At 62.2% G+C, this 19024-nt stretch carries 13 protein-coding genes and 3 tRNA genes; 4 read left to right on the forward strand and 12 right to left on the reverse strand.

Annotated elements, in window-relative coordinates:
* On the forward strand, positions 1–1245 hold the full coding sequence (locus ACTIGF_RS12375) for an ABC transporter permease (protein WP_439637175.1): 1245 nt from the start codon (positions 1–3) through the stop codon (positions 1243–1245).
* A gap of 124 nt (positions 1246–1369) precedes the next feature.
* Positions 1370–2074, forward strand: a complete 705-nt coding sequence (locus ACTIGF_RS12380) for a CPBP family intramembrane glutamic endopeptidase (protein ID WP_439637176.1) — start codon at positions 1370–1372, stop codon at positions 2072–2074.
* An 82-nt stretch (positions 2075–2156) separates the two neighbouring features.
* On the opposite strand, the gene ACTIGF_RS12385 is transcribed toward ACTIGF_RS12380, so the two are convergent.
* Positions 2157–2233, reverse strand: a tRNA-Asp gene (locus tag ACTIGF_RS12385).
* Between the two features lie 73 nt (positions 2234–2306).
* Positions 2307–2383 (reverse strand) — tRNA-Asp (locus tag ACTIGF_RS12390).
* Positions 2384–2547: 164 nt separating this feature from the next.
* On the opposite strand from ACTIGF_RS12390, the gene ACTIGF_RS12395 reads away from it, so the two are divergent.
* On the forward strand, positions 2548–3831 hold the full coding sequence (locus ACTIGF_RS12395; protein ID WP_439637177.1) for a glucuronyl esterase domain-containing protein: 1284 nt from the start codon (positions 2548–2550) through the stop codon (positions 3829–3831).
* 14 nt (positions 3832–3845) lie between these two features.
* Here the strand turns inward: ACTIGF_RS12395 and ACTIGF_RS12400 are convergent, their stop codons facing one another.
* The 3 genes from ACTIGF_RS12400 to ACTIGF_RS12410 all read right to left on the reverse strand — a co-directional run bounded on the left by ACTIGF_RS12400 (position 3846) and on the right by ACTIGF_RS12410 (position 5459).
* Positions 3846–4064: a hypothetical protein gene (locus tag ACTIGF_RS12400; RefSeq protein WP_022699600.1), complete on the reverse strand. Its 219-nt coding sequence runs from the start codon at positions 4062–4064 to the stop codon at positions 3846–3848.
* A 128-nt stretch (positions 4065–4192) separates the two neighbouring features.
* Positions 4193–4268: transfer RNA gene (locus ACTIGF_RS12405), tRNA-Val, on the reverse strand.
* 24 nt (positions 4269–4292) lie between these two features.
* A complete protein-coding gene (locus ACTIGF_RS12410) occupies positions 4293–5459 on the reverse strand; it encodes a bifunctional chorismate mutase/prephenate dehydratase (protein ID WP_439637178.1) in 1167 nt (388 codons plus the stop codon).
* A 243-nt stretch (positions 5460–5702) separates the two neighbouring features.
* Here ACTIGF_RS12410 and ACTIGF_RS12415 point away from each other — a divergent pair, with 243 nt between their 5' ends.
* Complete coding sequence (locus ACTIGF_RS12415) at positions 5703–6302, forward strand: peptidylprolyl isomerase (protein ID WP_439637179.1); 600 nt, start codon at positions 5703–5705, stop codon at positions 6300–6302.
* A gap of 3 nt (positions 6303–6305) precedes the next feature.
* On the opposite strand, the gene ACTIGF_RS12420 is transcribed toward ACTIGF_RS12415, so the two are convergent.
* From ACTIGF_RS12420 to ACTIGF_RS12450, 7 genes are all read right to left on the reverse strand, one after another.
* On the reverse strand, positions 6306–6734 hold the full coding sequence (locus tag ACTIGF_RS12420; protein WP_439637180.1) for a MarR family winged helix-turn-helix transcriptional regulator: 429 nt from the start codon (positions 6732–6734) through the stop codon (positions 6306–6308).
* A gap of 176 nt (positions 6735–6910) precedes the next feature.
* Positions 6911–9316, reverse strand: a complete 2406-nt coding sequence (gene lon, locus ACTIGF_RS12425; RefSeq protein WP_439637181.1) for an endopeptidase La — start codon at positions 9314–9316, stop codon at positions 6911–6913.
* 191 nt (positions 9317–9507) lie between these two features.
* Positions 9508–10932 carry an alpha/beta fold hydrolase gene (locus tag ACTIGF_RS12430; protein WP_439637182.1) on the reverse strand — a complete coding sequence of 475 codons (1425 nt, stop codon included), beginning with the start codon at positions 10930–10932 and terminating at the stop codon, positions 9508–9510.
* 104 nt (positions 10933–11036) lie between these two features.
* Positions 11037–12308, reverse strand: coding sequence for an ATP-dependent Clp protease ATP-binding subunit ClpX (gene clpX, locus ACTIGF_RS12435; RefSeq protein ID WP_022699607.1), 1272 nt, complete (start codon positions 12306–12308; stop codon positions 11037–11039).
* Between the two features lie 233 nt (positions 12309–12541).
* Positions 12542–13165 carry an ATP-dependent Clp protease proteolytic subunit gene (locus tag ACTIGF_RS12440; RefSeq protein ID WP_107713103.1) on the reverse strand — a complete coding sequence of 208 codons (624 nt, stop codon included), beginning with the start codon at positions 13163–13165 and terminating at the stop codon, positions 12542–12544.
* Positions 13166–13346: 181 nt separating this feature from the next.
* Positions 13347–14777 carry a trigger factor gene (gene tig, locus ACTIGF_RS12445; RefSeq protein ID WP_439637183.1) on the reverse strand — a complete coding sequence of 477 codons (1431 nt, stop codon included), beginning with the start codon at positions 14775–14777 and terminating at the stop codon, positions 13347–13349.
* A 217-nt stretch (positions 14778–14994) separates the two neighbouring features.
* Positions 14995–19023, reverse strand: coding sequence for a translocation/assembly module TamB domain-containing protein (locus tag ACTIGF_RS12450; RefSeq protein WP_439637184.1), 4029 nt, complete (start codon positions 19021–19023; stop codon positions 14995–14997).
* Position 19024: the final 1 nt, after the last annotated feature.

Genomic DNA, 19024 nt, shown 5'->3' on the forward strand with positions numbered 1-19024 from the left:
ATGATGGCGGCGATTGGGGTTGCGCTGACAGCCTTGCGCGTCAACGCGCTGCGGAGCTTCCTGGCCATTCTGGGCGTGATTTTCGGGGTCATGGCCGTCATCACGACGGTCTCGCTGGCCGATGGCGCCAGCCAGGCCGTGCAGGACCAGATTTCGTCTCTGGGTTCGAACTCGCTCAACATACGCGCCGGGTCCAATAATCGCGGCGGACGCCGCGGCGGCGCCGGCAGCGGCACGCCCTTTTCCTCTGACGATGTCGACGCCATGCGCAATCAGGTGGACGTGGTCGTGGCGGCCTCCGGCACGATCGACGGAGCCGTCACCGCCGTCGTGGACGGTGTGAACTGGCCGACGCAAATCACGGGCGTTCATCCCGATTATCTCGAAATCCGCGACTGGACGGTCTCGGACGGCCGCATGTTCTCCGTGGTCGATGTGGACCGCAGCTCCCGCGTCGCGGTTCTGGGCCAGACGGTGGCGGATGAACTCTTTCCCTCTGGCGGCGCCATCGGCGCTTCGGTCCGGCTCAACAGCCAGCCGTTCGAGATCATCGGCATCCTGTCTGAGCGGGGCCAGTCGAGCTTTGGGCAGGATCAGGACGATATCATCATGGCGCCCATCTCCACCGTGCGCTCCCGCGTGGTGGGCTATTCTCGAGCTGGCGTACGGGATCCTGTCCAGCGGGTCTGGGTGAAGATCGCCGCAGGCGAGGACATGGATTACGCCACCGAAGAGCTGGAGAATTTCCTGCGCGTCTTGCGCGGTATTGATCCGGGTGAGGACGATGATTTTCAGGTTCGCAATTTCGCTGAATTCATCACCGCCTTCCGCGCTACCGAAACCGTGATGGGCTTGCTGCTGGCGGTGGCGGGTCTGATCACCCTGATCGTCGGCGGCATCGGCATCATGAACGTGATGCTGGTCTCGGTGACCGAACGCACGCGAGAGATCGGCCTGCGCCTCGCCATCGGCGCGCGTCGGGCGGACATCCGCAATCAGTTCCTGATTGAATCCGTCGTGCTGTGCTCTGTCGGCGGCGTGCTGGGGTTGTTGTTCGGTCTGGGATTGGCGCTTAGCATCGAGCAGTTTGCGCCGGCGCTGGGCGTCAATCTGAACGTGGCGGTGAAGCCCACCATCGCGCTGGTGGCCATCGGCGCATCAACGCTGGTCGGCGTCCTGTTCGGGTTTTATCCGGCCCACCAGGCCAGCCGCCTCGATCCGATCACGGCGCTGCGCCACGAATAAACCCTCACCACTCGACAGGCTCATCCATCAGAGGCCGCTCCCAGAAGAGCGGCCTCTTTTGCATCCGTTACGCACCAGGCAAGCATCTGACTTTGGACATTCATGTTTTCAAAGTGAGTTAGCCATGACCGCCTCGCCCCGCCCTCTCCTGTTACTGGAGGTCCTGATCGCAGCCTTAGCGGCCACGGCGATCAAAGCCCTGATCAGCCTCGTCTTGTGGCGCTATGCCGGGCCGTTGACCCTGCTGATCGTTTTGTCAGGGCTGACAGTCTATTTACGCTGGCGCGGGCAGAGCTGGCGGTCCTTTGGCCTGATCAAACTGCCAAAGCTGAAATCCTGGCTCCTGCTGCCCCTGCAAGCGTTTCTCGGCGTCGTCGTCATCCTGGCGACGGGTGTGGGCGCAGCCTCTATCGGGACCGCGTTGGGTTTTGAGTTCATGGGCGAGGAAGCCGCCGGCGTCACCGATCGCTTCGGCGCAGTCTCGGACGGAAGCCTGCCTCATTATTTGCTATGGCTCGCAATCTCGATCCTTGCAGCCGGGCTTGGCGAAGAGCTGTTCTTTCGCGGATACATGATCAACCGGCTGCGAGACGCCTTGGGATCAGGCGTGCTGATGACCGCCATGAGCGTGCTCCTGCCGGCGCTCTTTTTCGGCTACGGACATATGTATTATCAAGGATTACGGGGCCTGATCACGACCGGCCTGATCGGGCTTTCACTGGGCCTGCTATTCTTGATCTACAAACGCAATTTATGGCCGCTGGTGATCGCCCACGCGACAGTGGACTGCCTGGTGTTCACCGCGCTCTATTTCAATCTGGACATCTAGACGCACAGTCTCAGCCGGCGCCTGGAACCGGGCGTCGGCTGCTGAGATAGCCTTTGAAAGTCTGGACTTTTTCGATCTGAACTGGCGCGAGTGACCGGGCTCGAACCGGCGACCTCCGGCGTGACAGGCCGGCGCTCTAACCAACTGAGCTACACCCGCTCAGATCAATGCACCGATGAGTTCGGGGCCAACTAAAATGCCGCTCGAAGCGGCGCGTCCTCATGATCTGAACTGGCGCGAGTGACCGGGCTCGAACCGGCGACCTCCGGCGTGACAGGCCGGCGCTCTAACCAACTGAGCTACACCCGCTCAGATCATCTGCGGCGCAAGGCCGCGTCAGGAAGCGTGTGTCTAAAGGCGCTCCCGCCAAGGGTCAAGCGGGTTTTGCCAGCAAATGCAGCGTCTGACTGTGGGAAAATCACAGCGTCGTGAGCCCGCTCGCCGCGGGCCGGGGACGGCGCTAAGCTGGCCTTATGACCCAGCCCCGTTACGTCCTGAAAACCGCCCTCCTCCTCGCGCTCATCACGCCCTTGATGCTTGGCCTCGCCGCCTCATGCAGCCCTGTGCGCTATATCATGATGACCGCCAATCCCCATGGCGCAGGTCCGGCCGCGGAGCCGCCTCTGCCGGGGCTGAACGCGGGGCTGGAGGGATGGATCCAGACCCGACCCCAGATCGCACAATCGCTGTCTGACACGCTGTTCGGCGCCCCCTTGCCCGCCGCGGATGTGCAGGTCGTCGACCGTGAACTGATCGATCCGCAGGCCTATCATCAATCGGGCGTCCTGGAGCGGGTGTCGCTCTCTATCGCCCTTGAAAACGGTGGTCAGGGCGCAATTGATCTGGCGCTGATCACGCCGCGCGATGCTCAAGGCCCCGTTCCGGTCATTCTGATTCCCAGCGATTGCGGCTTGCGCGCCCAGCTGCGCCGTCCTGACTGGCCTCAATCCACAAATCCGGTTCCAGGCTATTGCGAACCCTCGGGCTCGGCGCTTGAAGACTTCGCCAGCAGTTTCTTCGGAGATTACGTCGTCAGCCCGCCGATTGAGCAGATCCTGCGGCGCGGATATGCGGTCGCCGCATGGCATGAAAGCGATATCGCGCCAGATCGCGCCAGCGTTCATGACGCAACGCTCCGCGCGCTCAATCTTGATCCAGACGCACCTGACAGGCCCGGCGTCATCGGAGTCTGGGCGTGGATGATGAGCCGTGTGGCCGATCATCTTCAAACCGATCCGCGCATCGCGTCCGACCAGCTGAGCGTCATGGGGCATTCACGCCGCGCCAAAGCGGCCTTGCTGGCGGGCGCGCGCGATGAACGCTTCGGCGTCATCCTCGCGCATCAGTCCGGCACAGGCGGCGCCTCGCTCCATCGGGACAATCTGGGCGAACCGCTCGCCTCTATCACACAAAGCTATCCGCACTGGTTCGCGCCTGCCTATGCGACCTATGCAGACCGTGAAGACGCCTTGCCGCTGGATGCGCATTATCTTCTGGCGATGATCGCGCCGCGCAGCGTGCTCCTGGGCAATGGTCGCCGCGATGTCTGGTCTGACCCGGCGGGCGCCTGGCGCGCGGCGGAAGCGGCGAGCCCGGTCTGGTCGCTCTATGGCGAGGACGGTCTGATGCAGGACAGTCTTGAAGAGATGAACGTCACCGGCCGTATCGCGTTTCACATCCGCCCCGCCACGCATGGCGTGCGCGGGGAAGACTGGGATGCGTTTTTGCGCTTTCTGGATGCGCAGTTCGGAGCGTGATCAGCGCCCGAACGCTAGCGCCACTGCTTTATGCGGCCTTCGCGCACTTCGGTCAGTTGTTCACCGCCTTCGGCGCCCAGCATGGCCCGGCTCCAACCGAGCCGCCAGGCGGAATAGGCGCGTTGACGGTCATCGCCCTCAAGCCCCGCCTCGTCCATCGCTTTGAGGAACGCGGCGTAAGTCTCGAAATCAGTGTCGATATGAGCGGCGATAAACGCGTCATACGGGGTCATCGGGCTTGCTCCCCTAGCCAGGAGGCGCAAAGACGCCTCTCAGGCCTGAAACACTGGCTGAGCCGTCTGAGGACGGCAATGGGGAAATATCCCGACACGTCTGGTCCTGTGAGAAAAGTTGAGCCGGATGGTGGGTGGTGACGGGGTCGAACCGCCGACCTACTGGGTGTAAACCAGTTGCTCTACCAGCTGAGCTAACCACCCGTTTCCGACTCGAAGGACGTTCTTTTAGCCCTCAAGCGATGTCGGCTTCAAGCGATCTGAACCGTAAGAGCCGAAGCGCCGGACAGATTTCGCATAACCGGACAAATGCTCCAGCGCCTTGACCACAGCCTTGTCTTCCTCATGGCCATCCAGATCGAGAAAGAACATCTGCTCCCAGGGTGATCCGGGGACAGGACGGCTTTCCAGCTTGGTCATGTTCACCCCGTGTTGGCGGAAGCCGTCCAGAGCATCCACGAGCGAGCCGGACGCGTCCGACGTGATGAAGACCAGCGAGGTTTTGCACTGCAAGAGCGGGGACGCCGGGGCCGGATCAACCGCCAGCGCGACGAAGCGGGTTTCATTGCCTTCAAAGTCCGAGATCATCGGCTCGATCAGGTTCAGGCCGAACAGGCGCGCGGCGTCCGGTCCTGCAACGGCCGCCACCGACGGCCCTTCATCAAGCGCACGTTCCAGCGCTCGCGTGGTGGAGGTGACCGGGACTTTCTTCAGATCGGTGCGCGAATTGAGCCATCGTTGCGCCTGCCGCAGCGCCTGGGGGTGGCCGTAGACCGTCCGGACGGGCCCCAGATCGCTCGCCTTGCCCATCAGCGCGTGCTGGATCTTCATATGATGTTCGCCGGCGATCTTGAGGTTGGAGTCGCGCAGCAGGTCATAGACTTCGTTGACGCCGCCCGTGGCCGTGTTCTCGATCGGCAGGAAGCCGTAATCCGCCTCACCCTCCTCCAGCGCTTTGAAGATTGATGCGTAGTCTCGCTTGATCACCGGCGCGACGCCCGAATACCGGCCCGAGAAGTGCGCGTTCGCCGCAAACTGCGAATAGGAGCCGGGACCGCCGAGATAGGCGACCCGCGCCTCGGTCAGCATGGCGTCGCCCACCCGTGCATCCAGACCGGCGCGCTGTCGGCGCAGGGAATCGTCGATAATCGCCTGGAACAGGGTTTCAACGAAGCTGTCAGACAAGCCGTACTCGCGCCCCTTTTCCACGGCGCGCTCGATTACGGCGCGCTCACGATCCGTATCGCGCACCGGGCTGTGTTCGCCCGCTTTCAACGCCCCAAGCGCCTCGACCAGGCGCCGGCGCTCAGCCAGGATTTTCAAGATCTCTGAATCGGACGCATCAATCGCCTGACGCAGAATTAGACGCTCATCGCGCGGCTCGGTCTGGCTCATGGCCGACTCCCATTAAAAAACCCCGCCGAAGGGCGGGGCTGGTGACTTTCTCTTGCAAGCAAGCAGCGTCAACCGGCCCCGAAAGGACGATAGAAATAGCCGCCGAAGAAAAAGAGGTTCGTGTTCATCATGCGTCGCAGCATGAAACCCTAAACCTCACATGGTCAAGTCCTTTTGGCCGGACAATTGACATTCCGCCTGCGACACCGCCCGATAGCGCCACCCCGGTCAAAGGACACGCCCATGCCTGCACTCGTCACACTGCTGTCAGCCACAGCCCTTACGCTCGCCCTGCCTCAGGCCGTCATCGAAACCAGCCACGGCGCCATCGTGGTGGAGCTTGATGAGGCCGCCGCGCCGCTGAGCGTCGCCAATTTCATCGCCCACGCCCAGGCGGGGCATTTCGATGACGGATCTTTCTATCGCTCAGTCCGCGACGACAACGAGCGCGAAGGCGTCGCTCCGATGAACCTGATCCAGGGCGGGCACAGCTTTGACGGGTTGGCTGAGGCTGAGGGTATCGCCCATGAATCAACGCTCGACACCGGCCTGAGCCACACACGCGGCGCCATCTCCATGGCGCGCGACGCGCCCGGAACCGCCACTACTGAGTTTTTCATCATGGTTGCTGACTATCCCGGCCTCGACGCCGGGCCGGATGGTCGCAACCCCGATGAAGCCGGATACGCAGTGTTCGGCGAAGTGATCGAGGGTATGGATGTGGTGGAGCGCATCTGGATGAGCCCGACCAGCCTGGACCGCGCGCCGGACGATTTTCCCTACCCGCAGTTCATGACCGACCCCGTCGTGATCGAGACGGTTCGCATCCGCAATGCAGACTAGGGTCTAGCTTTTCAGCTCAAGGCGCAGCGTATTCAGGCGCTCGGCCACATCGCTCGCAATGTCCTCGCCCATCATCTTTTCAAGGCGCGCATTGACCGCTTCAAAAGCCACGCGGGCGCGTTCCGCCTTGGCGAGGCCATCGGTCGTGACCTTCAGGCGCCAGCGGCGGCGATCGTTTTCATCGCGGGTCCGTTCGATCAGGCCTTCACGCTGAAGCCGCGCCACCATCTGGGTGACCGCCGGTTCAGACAATTCCAAACGCACGGCTATATCACTCTGGGTCGCGTCTGGGTCGTTCAGCACCACGCCCAGAAGCGCCGCTTGCGCGACCGTCAGCCCCGCCGCCTCGATGACGACGGAATCCGCTTCCTGGCGAAGCCGTTCGGCGCTTTTGATCACGGCGGAATACAAACGGGGGCTGCTGGCGCTCATTCATTCTCTCGATAGGCAAGGCTCGCCGGATGAGACGAGACAACAACATAGATTTATACCGCTATCCCAGTTCGGTGAGAAAAGCCAAGTCGCTAAACGTCTAAAGCAAATGTCAGGACCATAAGAAAAGGCCCCGCAGTCGCCTGCGGAGCCCTTTCCCTCAGTCTTAAGCGGTTTTAGTGCGGGCGTTGCTCGCCGCCGCCGCTGACTTCAGTGGAACCGGGAAGCGCAGCCAGCGCCGCCGCATCCGCTTCCGTCCATTCGATCGGCTGGATCGGCTCGGTCAGCGCGACATTGAGGACTTCCTCAACCGTTTCAACCGGTATGATCTTGAGACCGTCTTTCACATTGTCCGGGATCTCGGCGAGATCCTTTTCATTGTCCTTGGGGATCAGAACCGTCTTCACGCCGCCGCGCAGAGCCGCCAGCATCTTCTCTTTCAGACCACCAATGGGCAGCACGCGGCCACGCAAGGTGATCTCGCCGGTCATCGCCACATCCTTGCGCACCGGCACGCCAGTAAGCGTGGAGACGATGGCGGTGATCATGGCCCCGCCCGCGGACGGGCCATCCTTGGGCGTCGCGCCTTCGGGCACGTGCACGTGGATGTCCGTGGTGCGGAAGACGGTGGGCTTGATGCCCAAGGCCGGCGCCCGGCTCTGAACGTAGGAGTTCGCCGCCGAGATCGATTCCTTCATCACCTCTTTGAGGTTGCCGGTCACCGTCATCTTGCCGCGACCGGGCATCTGCACCGCTTCGATCGTCAACAGATCGCCGCCGACCTCGGTCCAGGCCAGACCGGTCACCAGACCCACCTTGTCCTCGGATTCCGTCTCGCCATAGCGATACTTGCGGACGCCCGCGAACTCATCGAGATTCTCGGCGTTGATGATGATGTGGTCACTTTCACCCGCCACCAGCTTGCGCACGGTCTTGCGCGCCAGACGTGCGATCTCGCGCTCCAGATTCCGCACGCCGCTTTCACGGGTGTAATAGCGGATCAGATCACGCAAGGCGCTGTCCTCAATCGTCCACTCGCTTTCCTTAAGCGCATGCACTTTAAGCTGTTTGGGGATTAGGTGACGGCGCGCGATCTCCACCTTCTCATCCTCGGTGTAGCCCGCGATCCGAATGATCTCCATCCGGTCCAGAAGCGGCTGCGGCAGGTTGAGCGTGTTCGCCGTGGTGATGAACATCACGTCGGACAGATCGTAATCCACTTCCAGATAGTGATCGTTGAACGTGGAGTTCTGCTCCGGATCGAGCACCTCAAGCAGCGCTGACGCCGGATCGCCGCGATAATCCGCGCCCAGCTTGTCGATTTCATCGAGCAAGATGACCGGATTGGTCGATTTGGCTTTTTTCAGCGACTGGATGATGCGCCCCGGCATGGAGCCGATATAGGTGCGGCGGTGACCGCGGATCTCGGCTTCATCGCGCACGCCGCCCAGAGACACACGCACGAACTCACGTCCCGTCGCTTCCGCGATGGAGCGGCCCAGCGAAGTCTTGCCGACGCCCGGCGGGCCCACAAGGCACAGAATCGGGCCGCGCATCTTCTTCACGCGGGTCTGCACCGCGAGATGCTCGACAATACGTTCCTTGACCTTCTCAAGTCCGAAATGGTCGCGATCAAGCACCTGCTCGGCCACGCCCAGATCTTTCTTCAGGCGTTTGCGCTTGCCCCAGGGCAGCGCCAGCATCCAGTCGAGATAGTTGCGCACCACCGTGGCTTCCGCCGACATGGGGCTCATCTGGCGCAGCTTCTTGAGCTCCGCCTCGGCTTTTTCGCGCGCTTCCTTGCTGAGCTTGGCTTCCGCGACTTTCTGCTCAAGCTCGGACAGCTCTTCACGGCCGTCATCGCCCTCGCCCAGCTCGCGCTGGATCGCCTTCATCTGCTCGTTGAGATAATATTCGCGCTGGGTCTTCTCCATCTGCCGCTTCACGCGGTTGCGGATTTTCTTCTCGACCTGCAGCACGCTGATCTCGCCTTCCATCAGCGCGAACACCTTTTCCAGGCGCTCCACCACGTTGGAATTGGCCATCAGCGCCTGCTTCTCGGCGATCTTCACCGACAAGTGCGCCGCGATCGTGTCCGCCATCTTGGCGGCGTCCGTGATCTCGCCCACTGCGGCCAGCGCTTCAGGCGGCACTTTCTTGTTCAGCTTGACGTAGTCTTCGAACTTTTCAGCCGCTGCGCGCATCAGCGCCTCGACTTCCGCCGGATCGGCCAGTTCTTCTTCCACCAGTTCGGCTTCAGCTTCGAAATAGGCCTGATTGTCCAGGAAGCGGGTGATGGTCATACGACGACCGCCCTCGACCAGAACTTTCACCGTTCCGTCGGGCAGTTTGAGAAGCTGCAGCACGGACGCCACAACGCCATCATTATAGACCGCTTCATGGGCTGGATCGTCATCAGCCGCATTCTTCTGGGTGGCCAGAAGGATCTGCTTGTCCGCGCGCATAACTTCCTCGAGCGCCCGCACGGATTTCTCGCGGCCCACAAACAGGGGCACGATCATGTGCGGGAAGACGACGATGTCGCGCAGCGGCAGCAGGGGAAGCGTTTTAGTTTCGCTCATAGTCATTCTCCAAGGGGCCGGGTCGCTCCCGAACCGGGGCGCAACTCAACCTCGCCGACCCTTGCGGCGCCGGCCTCACGACCTGACCCGCTCATCAAGCCGAGCCTCGCCGTGTTTGCATGCCTAAACAAGTGGAGGCGGCGCCGTTCAGCTTCAAGCCTGAGGCTCAGCGCCGACTGCAGCGCATGGGCCTAGCGGGTGATGAAAGCCGGGTTGGCGCGCGCCTCGATGCAGGGCGCCGGGCTCGTATCCGTGATCATCTCATCGGGTGATGAAAAAAACCTCACAGCAAGCGACATGGCGCAGCCATCGCCATCCCAATTGGTCGTTTCAGTGTGAAACCCGCCGGGCAGGACGATCACGCGGCTATGGCTGAGGGTACGGGCCGCATCATAGCCCCAGGCCGGAGGGGTGAGCACGTCCAGCTCTCCCGCCAGGATCAAAGTCGGCGCATCGCTTGTGGTGATCGCCACCTCAGACGCCGGTCGCGCCGGCGCCCCCCAGCTCTCACACGTCTCCGGTGTGAAAGTGGCGCTGTCGATCCCGGCGAAACTGTTCGGCAAGGGACCGTTGCGGCGCTCGGCAAAGGGCAGCGCCTCGCTGCACCACACAGACAGGCGCACACCCCAGTCAAAGTCGGACACGCCAGAACTCAGAGACGTCGCGGCTTGCATACGGGTCGCCTGATCCATCAGACGTGGCGCCCGCTCCAAATCGGCCGCAGAGCCGAGCGGAACCGCATTCACAATGGCGCGCTGACACACCTGATCGGCTTCACACGCTCTGGGAGCGGCTTCGATCGCTGCGAAGAATCGGGCCTCGAGCTCTGGGAAGGCCGCGTCACACTCGGCTTGCGCGGCGCACATTTGCGCGACCCGGCGCAGTGCGTGTTCAAGATTGGCGGGGTAAGCGTCGTCAAACCGCGCGCTGTGAGGCAAAGGCGAGTCCAGAACCATGGACTGCACGCCCTGAGGATATTCCCGCGCATAGGTCAGGGCCAATCGCGTACCGTAAGACAGAGCGAACAGCGACCATTGATCAAAGCCCAGCACCTGCCGCAAGGCCTCTATATCAAACGCGCTGGCGGCGCTGTGATAGGCGTCGAGCCTGACGCCTTGCGCAACGAGCGCCGTGCGACACGTTTGAAGAGCCGTCTCCAGCCGCGCTTCAGCGCCGGGTTTCGCACTCGCCAGAGCCGGGCCGATCGCCTCACATCGCATGGAAGGCTCGGCGTATTGCGTGCCGCGACGTCCCAGAATGACGAAATCGCGTTCAGCGCTCCAGGGATAGGCGCCGGGATACTGCGCAGCGGATAACCCGCCCACCCCCGGCCCGCCTGGCAGAAACAGAACGGGCGCCAATCCTGGACGGGGCTCGGCCGCGCGGATGTGGATGACAGGAAGCCGGAGCTCCAGCGTGTCTTCGGGGTCATCGCTTTGCGCCACCACCAGATAGCCGCGCTGATAGCGTGGACCGCTGACCGCGAGAGGAAAGCTCGCCCCCTCTTCCACAGGCTCAAACCGGGGCAGCGCATCCTGAGCTGTCGCCGGCGCCAGAACGCTCAATGCGCCCGCCCAGGCCGCCAGCATCAAAGCAAACCGTCTAGAAAACGCCATACGCGCCCCCGATTCACAGCAAAAAGGCTGCACCAGGGGTGCAGCCTTTGAGCATATGGATCGGCACGCTTTAGAAGCGAATTAATTTCTGTTTACCCGAATCCCTACGCGCCTTGTTTCGGCGCAGCCTCGCCTTTGGACTTGGCGTAGATGTAAAGCGGGGTTGCGTCGCCCGTGACGACTTCGGCGTTGACCACCACTTCCTCGACGCCCTCAAGGCTGGGCAGGTCGAACATGGTGTCGAGCAAAATGCCCTCCATGATCGAGCGCAGGCCGCGCGCGCCGGTCTTGCGGTGGATCGCCTTGTTGGCGATGGCGGTCAGAGCGTCCTCGGTGAAGGACAGGCCGACGCCTTCCATCTCGAACAGACGCTGATACTGCTTGACCAGAGCGTTCTTCGGCTCGGTCAGGATCTGGACCAGAGCGTCAACGTCGAGATCTTCCAGCGTTGCGATCACCGGCAGACGGCCCACGAATTCAGGGATCAGACCAAACTTGGTCAGATCATCCGGCTCGACTTCAGACAGCACTTCCCCCTGACGACGGGCGTCAGGATCGCGCACATCAGCGCCAAAGCCCACGGCGGAGCCTTTGCCGCGCTGGGAGATGATACTTTCCAGGCCGGCGAACGCGCCGCCCACGATGAACAGGATGTTGGTGGTGTCCACTTGCAGGAATTCCTGCTGCGGATGCTTGCGGCCGCCCTGGGGCGGGACCGAAGCCACCGTGCCTTCCATGATCTTCAGAAGCGCCTGCTGCACGCCCTCGCCCGACACGTCGCGGGTGATCGAGGGGTTGTCGGATTTACGGCTGATCTTGTCGATTTCGTCGATATAGACGATGCCGCGCTGGGCGCGTTCGACATTGTAGTCCGCAGATTGCAGCAGTTTGAGAACGATGTTCTCCACATCCTCGCCCACATAACCGGCTTCGGTCAGCGTGGTGGCGTCGGCCATGGTGAAAGGCACGTCCAGAATGCGCGCCAGCGTCTGCGCCAGCAAGGTCTTGCCGCAACCCGTCGGGCCGATCAGCAGGATGTTGGACTTGGACAGCTCCACCTCGCCGTTCTGACCGGCGTGGTTGAGACGCTTGTAGTGGTTGTGAACGGCGACCGAAAGCACGCGCTTGGCCTTGGCCTGGCCAATCACATAATCCTGCAGGACCTGGAAGATTTCCTGCGGGCTGGGCACGCCCTCATTGGACTTCACCAGCGAGGTTTTGTTCTCCTCGCGGATAATGTCCATGCATAATTCAACGCATTCATCGCAGATGAAAACCGTAGGCCCTGCGATGAGCTTGCGGACCTCATGCTGGCTCTTGCCGCAGAATGAGCAATACAGGGTGCTCTTTCCGTCGCCTGTGGTCGCCTTGGTCATGGCTGCTCCCGTCGGTCCCGCTGTGCGCCTTGGCGCGGTTGGTTCGCTTTGGCCTAAATTCGTCAAAAGTGACTCGGCCCGTTCCTGCAAGATCAAGGCCGGACCTTAGCGAAACGTTTCTAAAGCGCATGTGATCACAGCCAGAGGGGGGTGATCAAGCATGCAAAACCGCGCTGGCCATATCTGGCGCAGCGCGGCTTGGGTGCTCAGAACCGGGACAGACCTGACTTAAATCAGGACGCTTCCGGTCCGCCGCGCTTCTCGTAAACATGGTCGATCAGGCCGAAATCCTTGGCTTCCATCGCGTCCATGTAGAAGTCCCGATCCAGCGTTTTCTCGACCTTTTCGATCGGCTGGCCGGTGTGTTTCACGTAAATTTCGTTCATCCGGCGCTTGATCTTGAGGATGTCCTCGCCGTGACGCTCGATGTCCGCCGCGGTGCCGCGGAACCCGCCGGACGGCTGGTGCAGCATGATGCGGGCGTTCGGCGTTGCAAAGCGCATGTCCTTGTCGCCGGCCGTCAGCAGCAGCGAGCCCATGGAGGCCGCCATGCCGACGCAAGCCGTGGCCACCGGGCAGCTGATATATTGCATGGTGTCATAGATCGCGAGACCTGCGCTCACCGACCCGCCGGGCGAGTTGATGTACATGGCGATCTCTTTTTTCGGATTTTCCGATTCGAGGAACAAGAGCTGAGCCACCATCAGGCTCGCCATATGGTCTTCGATCGGCCCGGTGACGAACACGATGCGTTCCTTCAGCAGGCGCGAATAGATGTCGTAGGCGCGTTCGCCCCGCGCACTTTGCTCGACCACCATGGGAACGAGGTTCATCATCACATCCTGCGGCTCACGCATAGCCAGCTCCTCAAGGAAAGCAGTGTTCGTCTAGGTCGGCCGGATATGGCCATGGATCAGCACTGTGACAAGGCCCGCGCCTGGGCGCAAACCCTCAAATGCACAAGGCCCGGGCCTTTTTCCTCTCGTTTGAGAAGAAACCGACCCAGGCCTTGATGGTCCCGTCAGGGTTAAGACTGGATTAGTCCTCGTCGGACTTTGCAGCCTTTTTCTTCGGAGCCGCCTTTTTCTTGGCCGGAGCCTTCTTCTTGGCGGGCTTTTTCTCTTCGGCGGCGGGCGCCTCGTCGTCTTCAGCGAACAGGGTTTCGCGATCGACTTCCTCGTCGGTCACATCAGCCAGTTCGAGAATGTAGTCGACGACTTTCTCTTCATAGATCGGCGCGCGCAGAGCCTGAATGGCGCCCGGGTTCTTTTGATAGAACTCGACCACTTCACGCTCACGGCCCTGGAAGCGGACAGCTTCCTGGTTCACAGCGCGCGACAGCTCTTCCTGCGTGACGTCAACATTGGCTTTACGGCCGATTTCCGCCAGCACCAGGCCCAGACGCACGCGGCGCGCGGCGATCTTGCGGTAATCGTCCTTGAGCTCGTCCTCGGACTTGCCCTTGTCTTCATCGTCAAGCTGGTCGTTCTCGATAGCGTTCTGGACTTCGCGCCAGATCTGCTCGAACTCCTGCTCGACCATTTTCTCAGGCAGCTCGACAGAGCCGTGCTCGGCGTCGAGCGCGTCCAGCAAGGTGCGCTTGACCTTCATGCGAGAAGCCTGGCTGTGCTCGCCTTCGAAACGCTTGATCAGCGCATCCTTGAGCGCTTCCAAATCTGAGAGGCCCAGACGTTCGGCCAGCGAATCATCAATCGTGGTTTCGCCCGGCGCTTGAACGGCCTTCACCTCGGTGGCGAAGACAGCGTCTTTGCCGGCCAGGTGTTCAGCCTGATACTCTTCGGGGAAGGTCACTTTGATCTCGACCTTGTCGCCTGCCTTGGCGCCGATCAGCTGGTCTTCAAAGCCCGGGATGAACTGGCCGGAACCAATGACCAGCTCTGCGCCTTCAGCGGCGCCGCCCTGGAATTCCTCACCATCGATGGAGCCGACGAAGTCGATCACGACCTTGTCGCCGTCCGCAGCCTTGCCGTCCTTGTCTTCATAGGAGACGGACTGCTTGGCCAGCTCTTCCAGAGCCTCATCGACCTGCGCATCGGCCACTTTGGCGACCGGGCGGGTCAGCTTGAGGGTTTTGGGATCGACAGTGTCGAATTCCGGCATGATCTCGAGGCTGATCTCGAACGCGAAATCAGCGCCGCTCTTCAGAACGTCTTCCGCATCGGATTTCACATCCACAGCCGGCTGAGAGGCCGGGCGGATCTTGCGCTCGTCCAGGGTTTCCTGGGTGGCTTGCGGGACCAGCTCCTGAAGGATGTCGCCCATGATGGACGCGCCGAACATCTTGCGGATGTGGTTGGCGGGCACCTTGCCGGGGCGGAAGCCCTTCAGGCGCACTTCAGGACGAATCTCTTCGATCTTGGCGGTCAGTTTCGCTTCGAGCTCCGACGCGGGCACGACAACCTCAAACGTGCGCGAGAGCCCTTCAGCGGATTTTTCAACTACGTTCATCTTGGCGAGGCCTTGTTAGAATGCGGTCGCCGCCTTGCTCAAACGTGCAGATGCACGCGGGGCGGCGGCCGGGAATGAGCGCGCGTTATGTCACGCAGAATTTGCAGACGCAACGCCCAGCGGCGGTGAATGTGTGCAGCCCGAGCTCCCACGCAGAGATATCGGGGGTGTCGAACGGGTGCAGGAACAGCTTAAACAGCATGCCCCCGCCCCGGACTCAATCAAAGCTTCGGCGCCAGCTGAGCGAGATTTCATTGCTGGAATCACCACTGACTTCCGACGCCAGGACGAAAGCCGGGGTCAACCGCCATTCGATGCGCGCCGCGCCCAGCGCCTGCCCCACGCCTGTCTCCAGCTCCAGATACACATCCTCGGTCAGCTGCCTGCCGCCCAGAAGCGTGACGGCGCCATCACCGTTCTGGCGCAAATCGAGCCGGTCCACGCCGAGCGCCGAGCGCACGCCCGCCATGGCGTCGAGCCATCCGGCGCCTGACAATTGCGCGGCCAGCTGAGACGCCTGCAAGGGGCTCAGGTCTGAAACGCCAGACCCGAACAGAAGCCGTGACAGAATTTCGTCCTCAGGCAGGCTTGGCGTGCTTTCAAAGGACACTTCTGGCGCACGCACCGAGCCTTCAACGCGCCCGATGACAAGCAAATCACTGGTTTCGTGCCGGGCTTCGATCGCGAGCCGGCTTTGATTCACAGGGCCGTCAAAGGTCACCCGCCCCGAAGTCAGGTCAAAGGGCGCCGTCAGCAAGGACGCCTGGCCCGACATCAGCGTCGCCTGCCCTGACAGGTTCGGCCGGTTGGCTGTGCCTGTGACATGCACGTCAGCAGACCATTCGGACGTAAACGCGCGGCTGGAGACGAACAGGCGCTCTTCAGCCCGCAGGTGATAATCAAGCTCGATCCGGATCGGACGACGATAGGCGCGATCAAGGGCATCGGGCCGGTTCAGCTCCACAACCTCGATCTGGGGGATGGCGTGGCCGTTGCCGCCTGATGTCGGACGCACATCCAGCCGCTGCACATCCGCTTCGCCTGTGACAGTCAGCACCCGTTCGCTGAGCGTGAAATCGGCATGACCTGACGCCCCGCCGGACAATTCGGGACGGTCCACCAGATACAAGCGGTTAAGCTCGATCCGTCCTTCGCCCTCCAGGCCCTCGTCTGTCATACGAAACTCGGCTTGCGCATTGGCGCCGCTTTTTTCGCCTTCACCGACGCGCAGCGATTCGATGACGAGCGCGCCATTGCGCCAGCCGCCTTCGGCGTTGATCGGCTGAAAGCTGCGCCCGGCGAGCCTGGAGTCGAGCGCCCCGTCGCTAAAGCTGACTTCACCAGACGTGTCGCGGCCTTCAATCGTGGCGTTGACCGACAGAGCACCGCGCAGAATCTCACCTTCCGGCAGATAGAGGCCTGCGAGCACCGCCACATCTCCGTTGACGCTCAGATCCCCACGCCAATCAGGACGCGTCAGCGTTCCGAAACCTGTCACGGCGCCCGGCAAGGCCAGATCAATCGCGATATCGAGGTCCGTGTCTGTGAACTGCCCGTTCAGCCGGGACTGTTCAGCCTGCACCTCCAGGCTGATCGCGCCGTTCAGAGCCCCCAGCTCATTATCCGTCGCCGAGGACAGCTCAGACACAGCCAGACTTGAACGCCCTGTCCAGCTGTCGTCTGCGCGGGTGAAATCACCGTCCAGCTGAAGCTCGCCCTGCGCCTGCGGCAGGCTGAGCAAACCCATGACCAGATCAGCGGGAACTGCGCTCAAGTCATAAGACAGCGCCGTGCTTTGCGGATCACGCCGCAGCGTGAACGCCATCTGCGCACCATCCAGCGCCAACTGAGCGTCCACCGACATGTCACCGCTGTCATAGACCAGAGAGAGCGGACCCGGCGATGTCAAATGACGCCCGGAGATTTCACCTGAAACATCCAGAACGGCGTCCGCGACGCCCGTCTCATAGCTGACCGGCCCGGCGACGGAGAGCGTGAAGGGCTCGGTGAACGCCCCTTCTGCAGTCAACTGGAATGTCAGCGCTTGCACTGGCCCCGACAAACGCGCCCGAGCCGTATTCAACGTCATGCCCGAGACGCGGTACCCCTCAAGCGCGCCGCTGAGATCCAGCTCGCCTGCAAGCATGTCAGCGCGAGACGCCCGATACGCCAGTGACGCAGACCACAGCTCAATCGCGCCGTCCTGCGAGGCCGTGAAATCAAGGCTCAGGGTTTCACCACTCAGCCGCGCCTCACCTTGGGCCAGGATATCGGCGTACCGCCCGGACCGCACGCCGATACGCCCCGCATCATCAGCCCAGGCGATATCGCCCTGCAGCAGCACGTCCGTCTCGCCGTTCACGGCGTCAAAGCGCCAATTGCCCGTCAGCCCGGCGTCAGATGGCGTGATCTCGATGCGCAACACCGGCTGTTCAAGCGCGACGCCGCGCGCTTGCAGGGTGTCTGCTTGCGCCTGAATGCGAGCGGACAGCCCGTCCTCTCCCTGATCAAGCTCCGCAGCGCCTGCGATGACGCCGGTCAAACCCGCGACGTTCAAGGCCTCAGCATCGACAGCGTACTCAAGAGCGCCATGCCAGCCTGGGCGCGCGCCACTGCGCTGCATATCCCCGCTCAGACGCACATACCGCCCTTCGATATCAAGATCAGAGACGGCGATCCCGTCACTCAGGTCTAGCCGACCCTGCCCGCTCAGCCCTGTGGCGAGCGTGTAGGGCGCGCCGTCTCCCGACAGATCTTCGCCCATCAGGGTCAGGGCGACGCCATTGGCGTCGCCAACGCCTTCCAGCTCCATCGGACCGGACAGCCCGTCCTGAATCCGACCAGCATCATCGAGCGAAAGGGAAAACCGCCCCTGAAAGTCCAGCGGCGCCAGGGACACATCGCCCATGCCGCTGGCGGATACGCCTTCAGAGCTCAGTTGCGCGGTTTCAAACCGGATCTCCCGGCGGCCTGGTTCATAAACGCCGACGGAGGAAAACTGCAGCTGATCTCCCAGAACCGCCCCGGCGCGCGCGTTCGCCCAGCGTAGATTTTGCAAATCGCCTGTCACATCGAACGCAAATGCGCCCTCTGCACGCCCCAACACAAAACGGGCGCTCATCTCATCCATGCCGATCTGGGGATGCTCGACGCCTTGCGCCTGCACATCCCCGGACAGCCAGTTTTCAGAATCAGCGCGATCGAGCTGCGCCTGAAAGCGTGCGTTTTGAAGGGTCACAGTCTCCGGCAAGAACAGCGACAGCCCCTCAGCCGACAGCTGTCCCGCCAGATCAATCACAGGGGTTTCAGCCTTGCTCACCGACAGCTCGCCAGCGGCGCTCGTGAAGACCAGACGCCCGGTCAGCGGGTCAAGCGCCCCCTCGCCGGACAGCTCGCCTCCCGCCAGAAGCGCGCGAATATCAGACGGCAAATCAGGCCAGGCTTCGGCGTCCGTCACCCCTTCGATCCGCCATGCGCCGTCATCCCAGGACCCACGCCCTTCAAGGCCGACCGTTTCACCAACTTCAAAACTGTAATCCGCGCGTCCGGCGTCAGGCGTTCCACTGATACCCGCTTCCAGGACAAAGCCGCGTCCGCTGGCGTAAACCAGACCTGAGAGCGGACTGTCCGCTTCGACCTGCGCTGACACATGCCCTTCGATCACGCCCTGACGATTGCGCGTCAGGTCAGCAACGAGGCGGTCAGACGCGCCGTCAATGCGGATGATTTCAGCGGACAGGCTCTGCCCCTCTTGCGGGTCAGCGCTCAGCTGGGCGTTCGCCTGCAGCGCGACCCGTTCGCCCAGCACAGGCGCATCAAGCAGAAGCTGCGCGATGGACAGACGATTGAGCCTGACTCCCCGTGAACCGCCCCCACCCGAAGCGGGTTCGCGCTCGAGCTCTGGACGGCGGAACACCTCGATACGGTCCGCCCGGACGGCGTTGATTGCGACTGCAGAGCCCAGCAAGGACCTGGCGCGCCACTCCAGATGCACGTTCTCCGCTTCCAGCCAGACGCCCTGCTCGTCTGACAGCGTCAAACGCTCAAGGGTGAAATCTGACAACACATCGCCTTGCAGTCCGGACAGATGCACAACGCCCACAGCGTTGATCCGCCGCCCATCCACCAGCTGCGTGACCAGCGCACGGCCCGGCGCATGACTGAGGCTGACCACAGCGGCGACGCCCAGGACCGCCACAAACGTCACCAGCACGGCGAGAGCTTTGAGAAGCCTTGAAGCGCGCATC

The sequence above is a fragment of the Oceanicaulis sp. genome, assembly GCF_051859625.1.
Taxonomy (GTDB): Bacteria; Pseudomonadota; Alphaproteobacteria; order Caulobacterales; family Maricaulaceae; genus Oceanicaulis.

Excerpts from the sequence above, each read along its gene's own strand:
- ACTIGF_RS12375 (WP_439637175.1), top strand. The coding sequence starts at position 1 with ATGATGGCGGCGATTGGGGTTGCGCTGACAGCCTTGCGCGTCAACGCG.
- ACTIGF_RS12380 (WP_439637176.1), top strand. The coding sequence starts at position 1,370 with ATGACCGCCTCGCCCCGCCCTCTCCTGTTACTGGAGGTCCTGATCGCA.
- ACTIGF_RS12395 (WP_439637177.1), top strand. The coding sequence starts at position 2,548 with ATGACCCAGCCCCGTTACGTCCTGAAAACCGCCCTCCTCCTCGCGCTC.
- ACTIGF_RS12400 (WP_022699600.1), bottom strand. The coding sequence starts at position 4,064 with ATGACCCCGTATGACGCGTTTATCGCCGCTCATATCGACACTGATTTC.
- ACTIGF_RS12410 (WP_439637178.1), bottom strand. The coding sequence starts at position 5,459 with ATGAGCCAGACCGAGCCGCGCGATGAGCGTCTAATTCTGCGTCAGGCG.
- ACTIGF_RS12415 (WP_439637179.1), top strand. The coding sequence starts at position 5,703 with ATGCCTGCACTCGTCACACTGCTGTCAGCCACAGCCCTTACGCTCGCC.
- ACTIGF_RS12420 (WP_439637180.1), bottom strand. The coding sequence starts at position 6,734 with ATGAGCGCCAGCAGCCCCCGTTTGTATTCCGCCGTGATCAAAAGCGCC.
- lon (WP_439637181.1), bottom strand. The coding sequence starts at position 9,316 with ATGAGCGAAACTAAAACGCTTCCCCTGCTGCCGCTGCGCGACATCGTC.
- ACTIGF_RS12430 (WP_439637182.1), bottom strand. The coding sequence starts at position 10,932 with ATGGCGTTTTCTAGACGGTTTGCTTTGATGCTGGCGGCCTGGGCGGGC.
- clpX (WP_022699607.1), bottom strand. The coding sequence starts at position 12,308 with ATGACCAAGGCGACCACAGGCGACGGAAAGAGCACCCTGTATTGCTCA.
- ACTIGF_RS12440 (WP_107713103.1), bottom strand. The coding sequence starts at position 13,165 with ATGCGTGAGCCGCAGGATGTGATGATGAACCTCGTTCCCATGGTGGTC.
- tig (WP_439637183.1), bottom strand. The coding sequence starts at position 14,777 with ATGAACGTAGTTGAAAAATCCGCTGAAGGGCTCTCGCGCACGTTTGAG.
- ACTIGF_RS12450 (WP_439637184.1), bottom strand. The coding sequence starts at position 19,023 with ATGCGCGCTTCAAGGCTTCTCAAAGCTCTCGCCGTGCTGGTGACGTTT.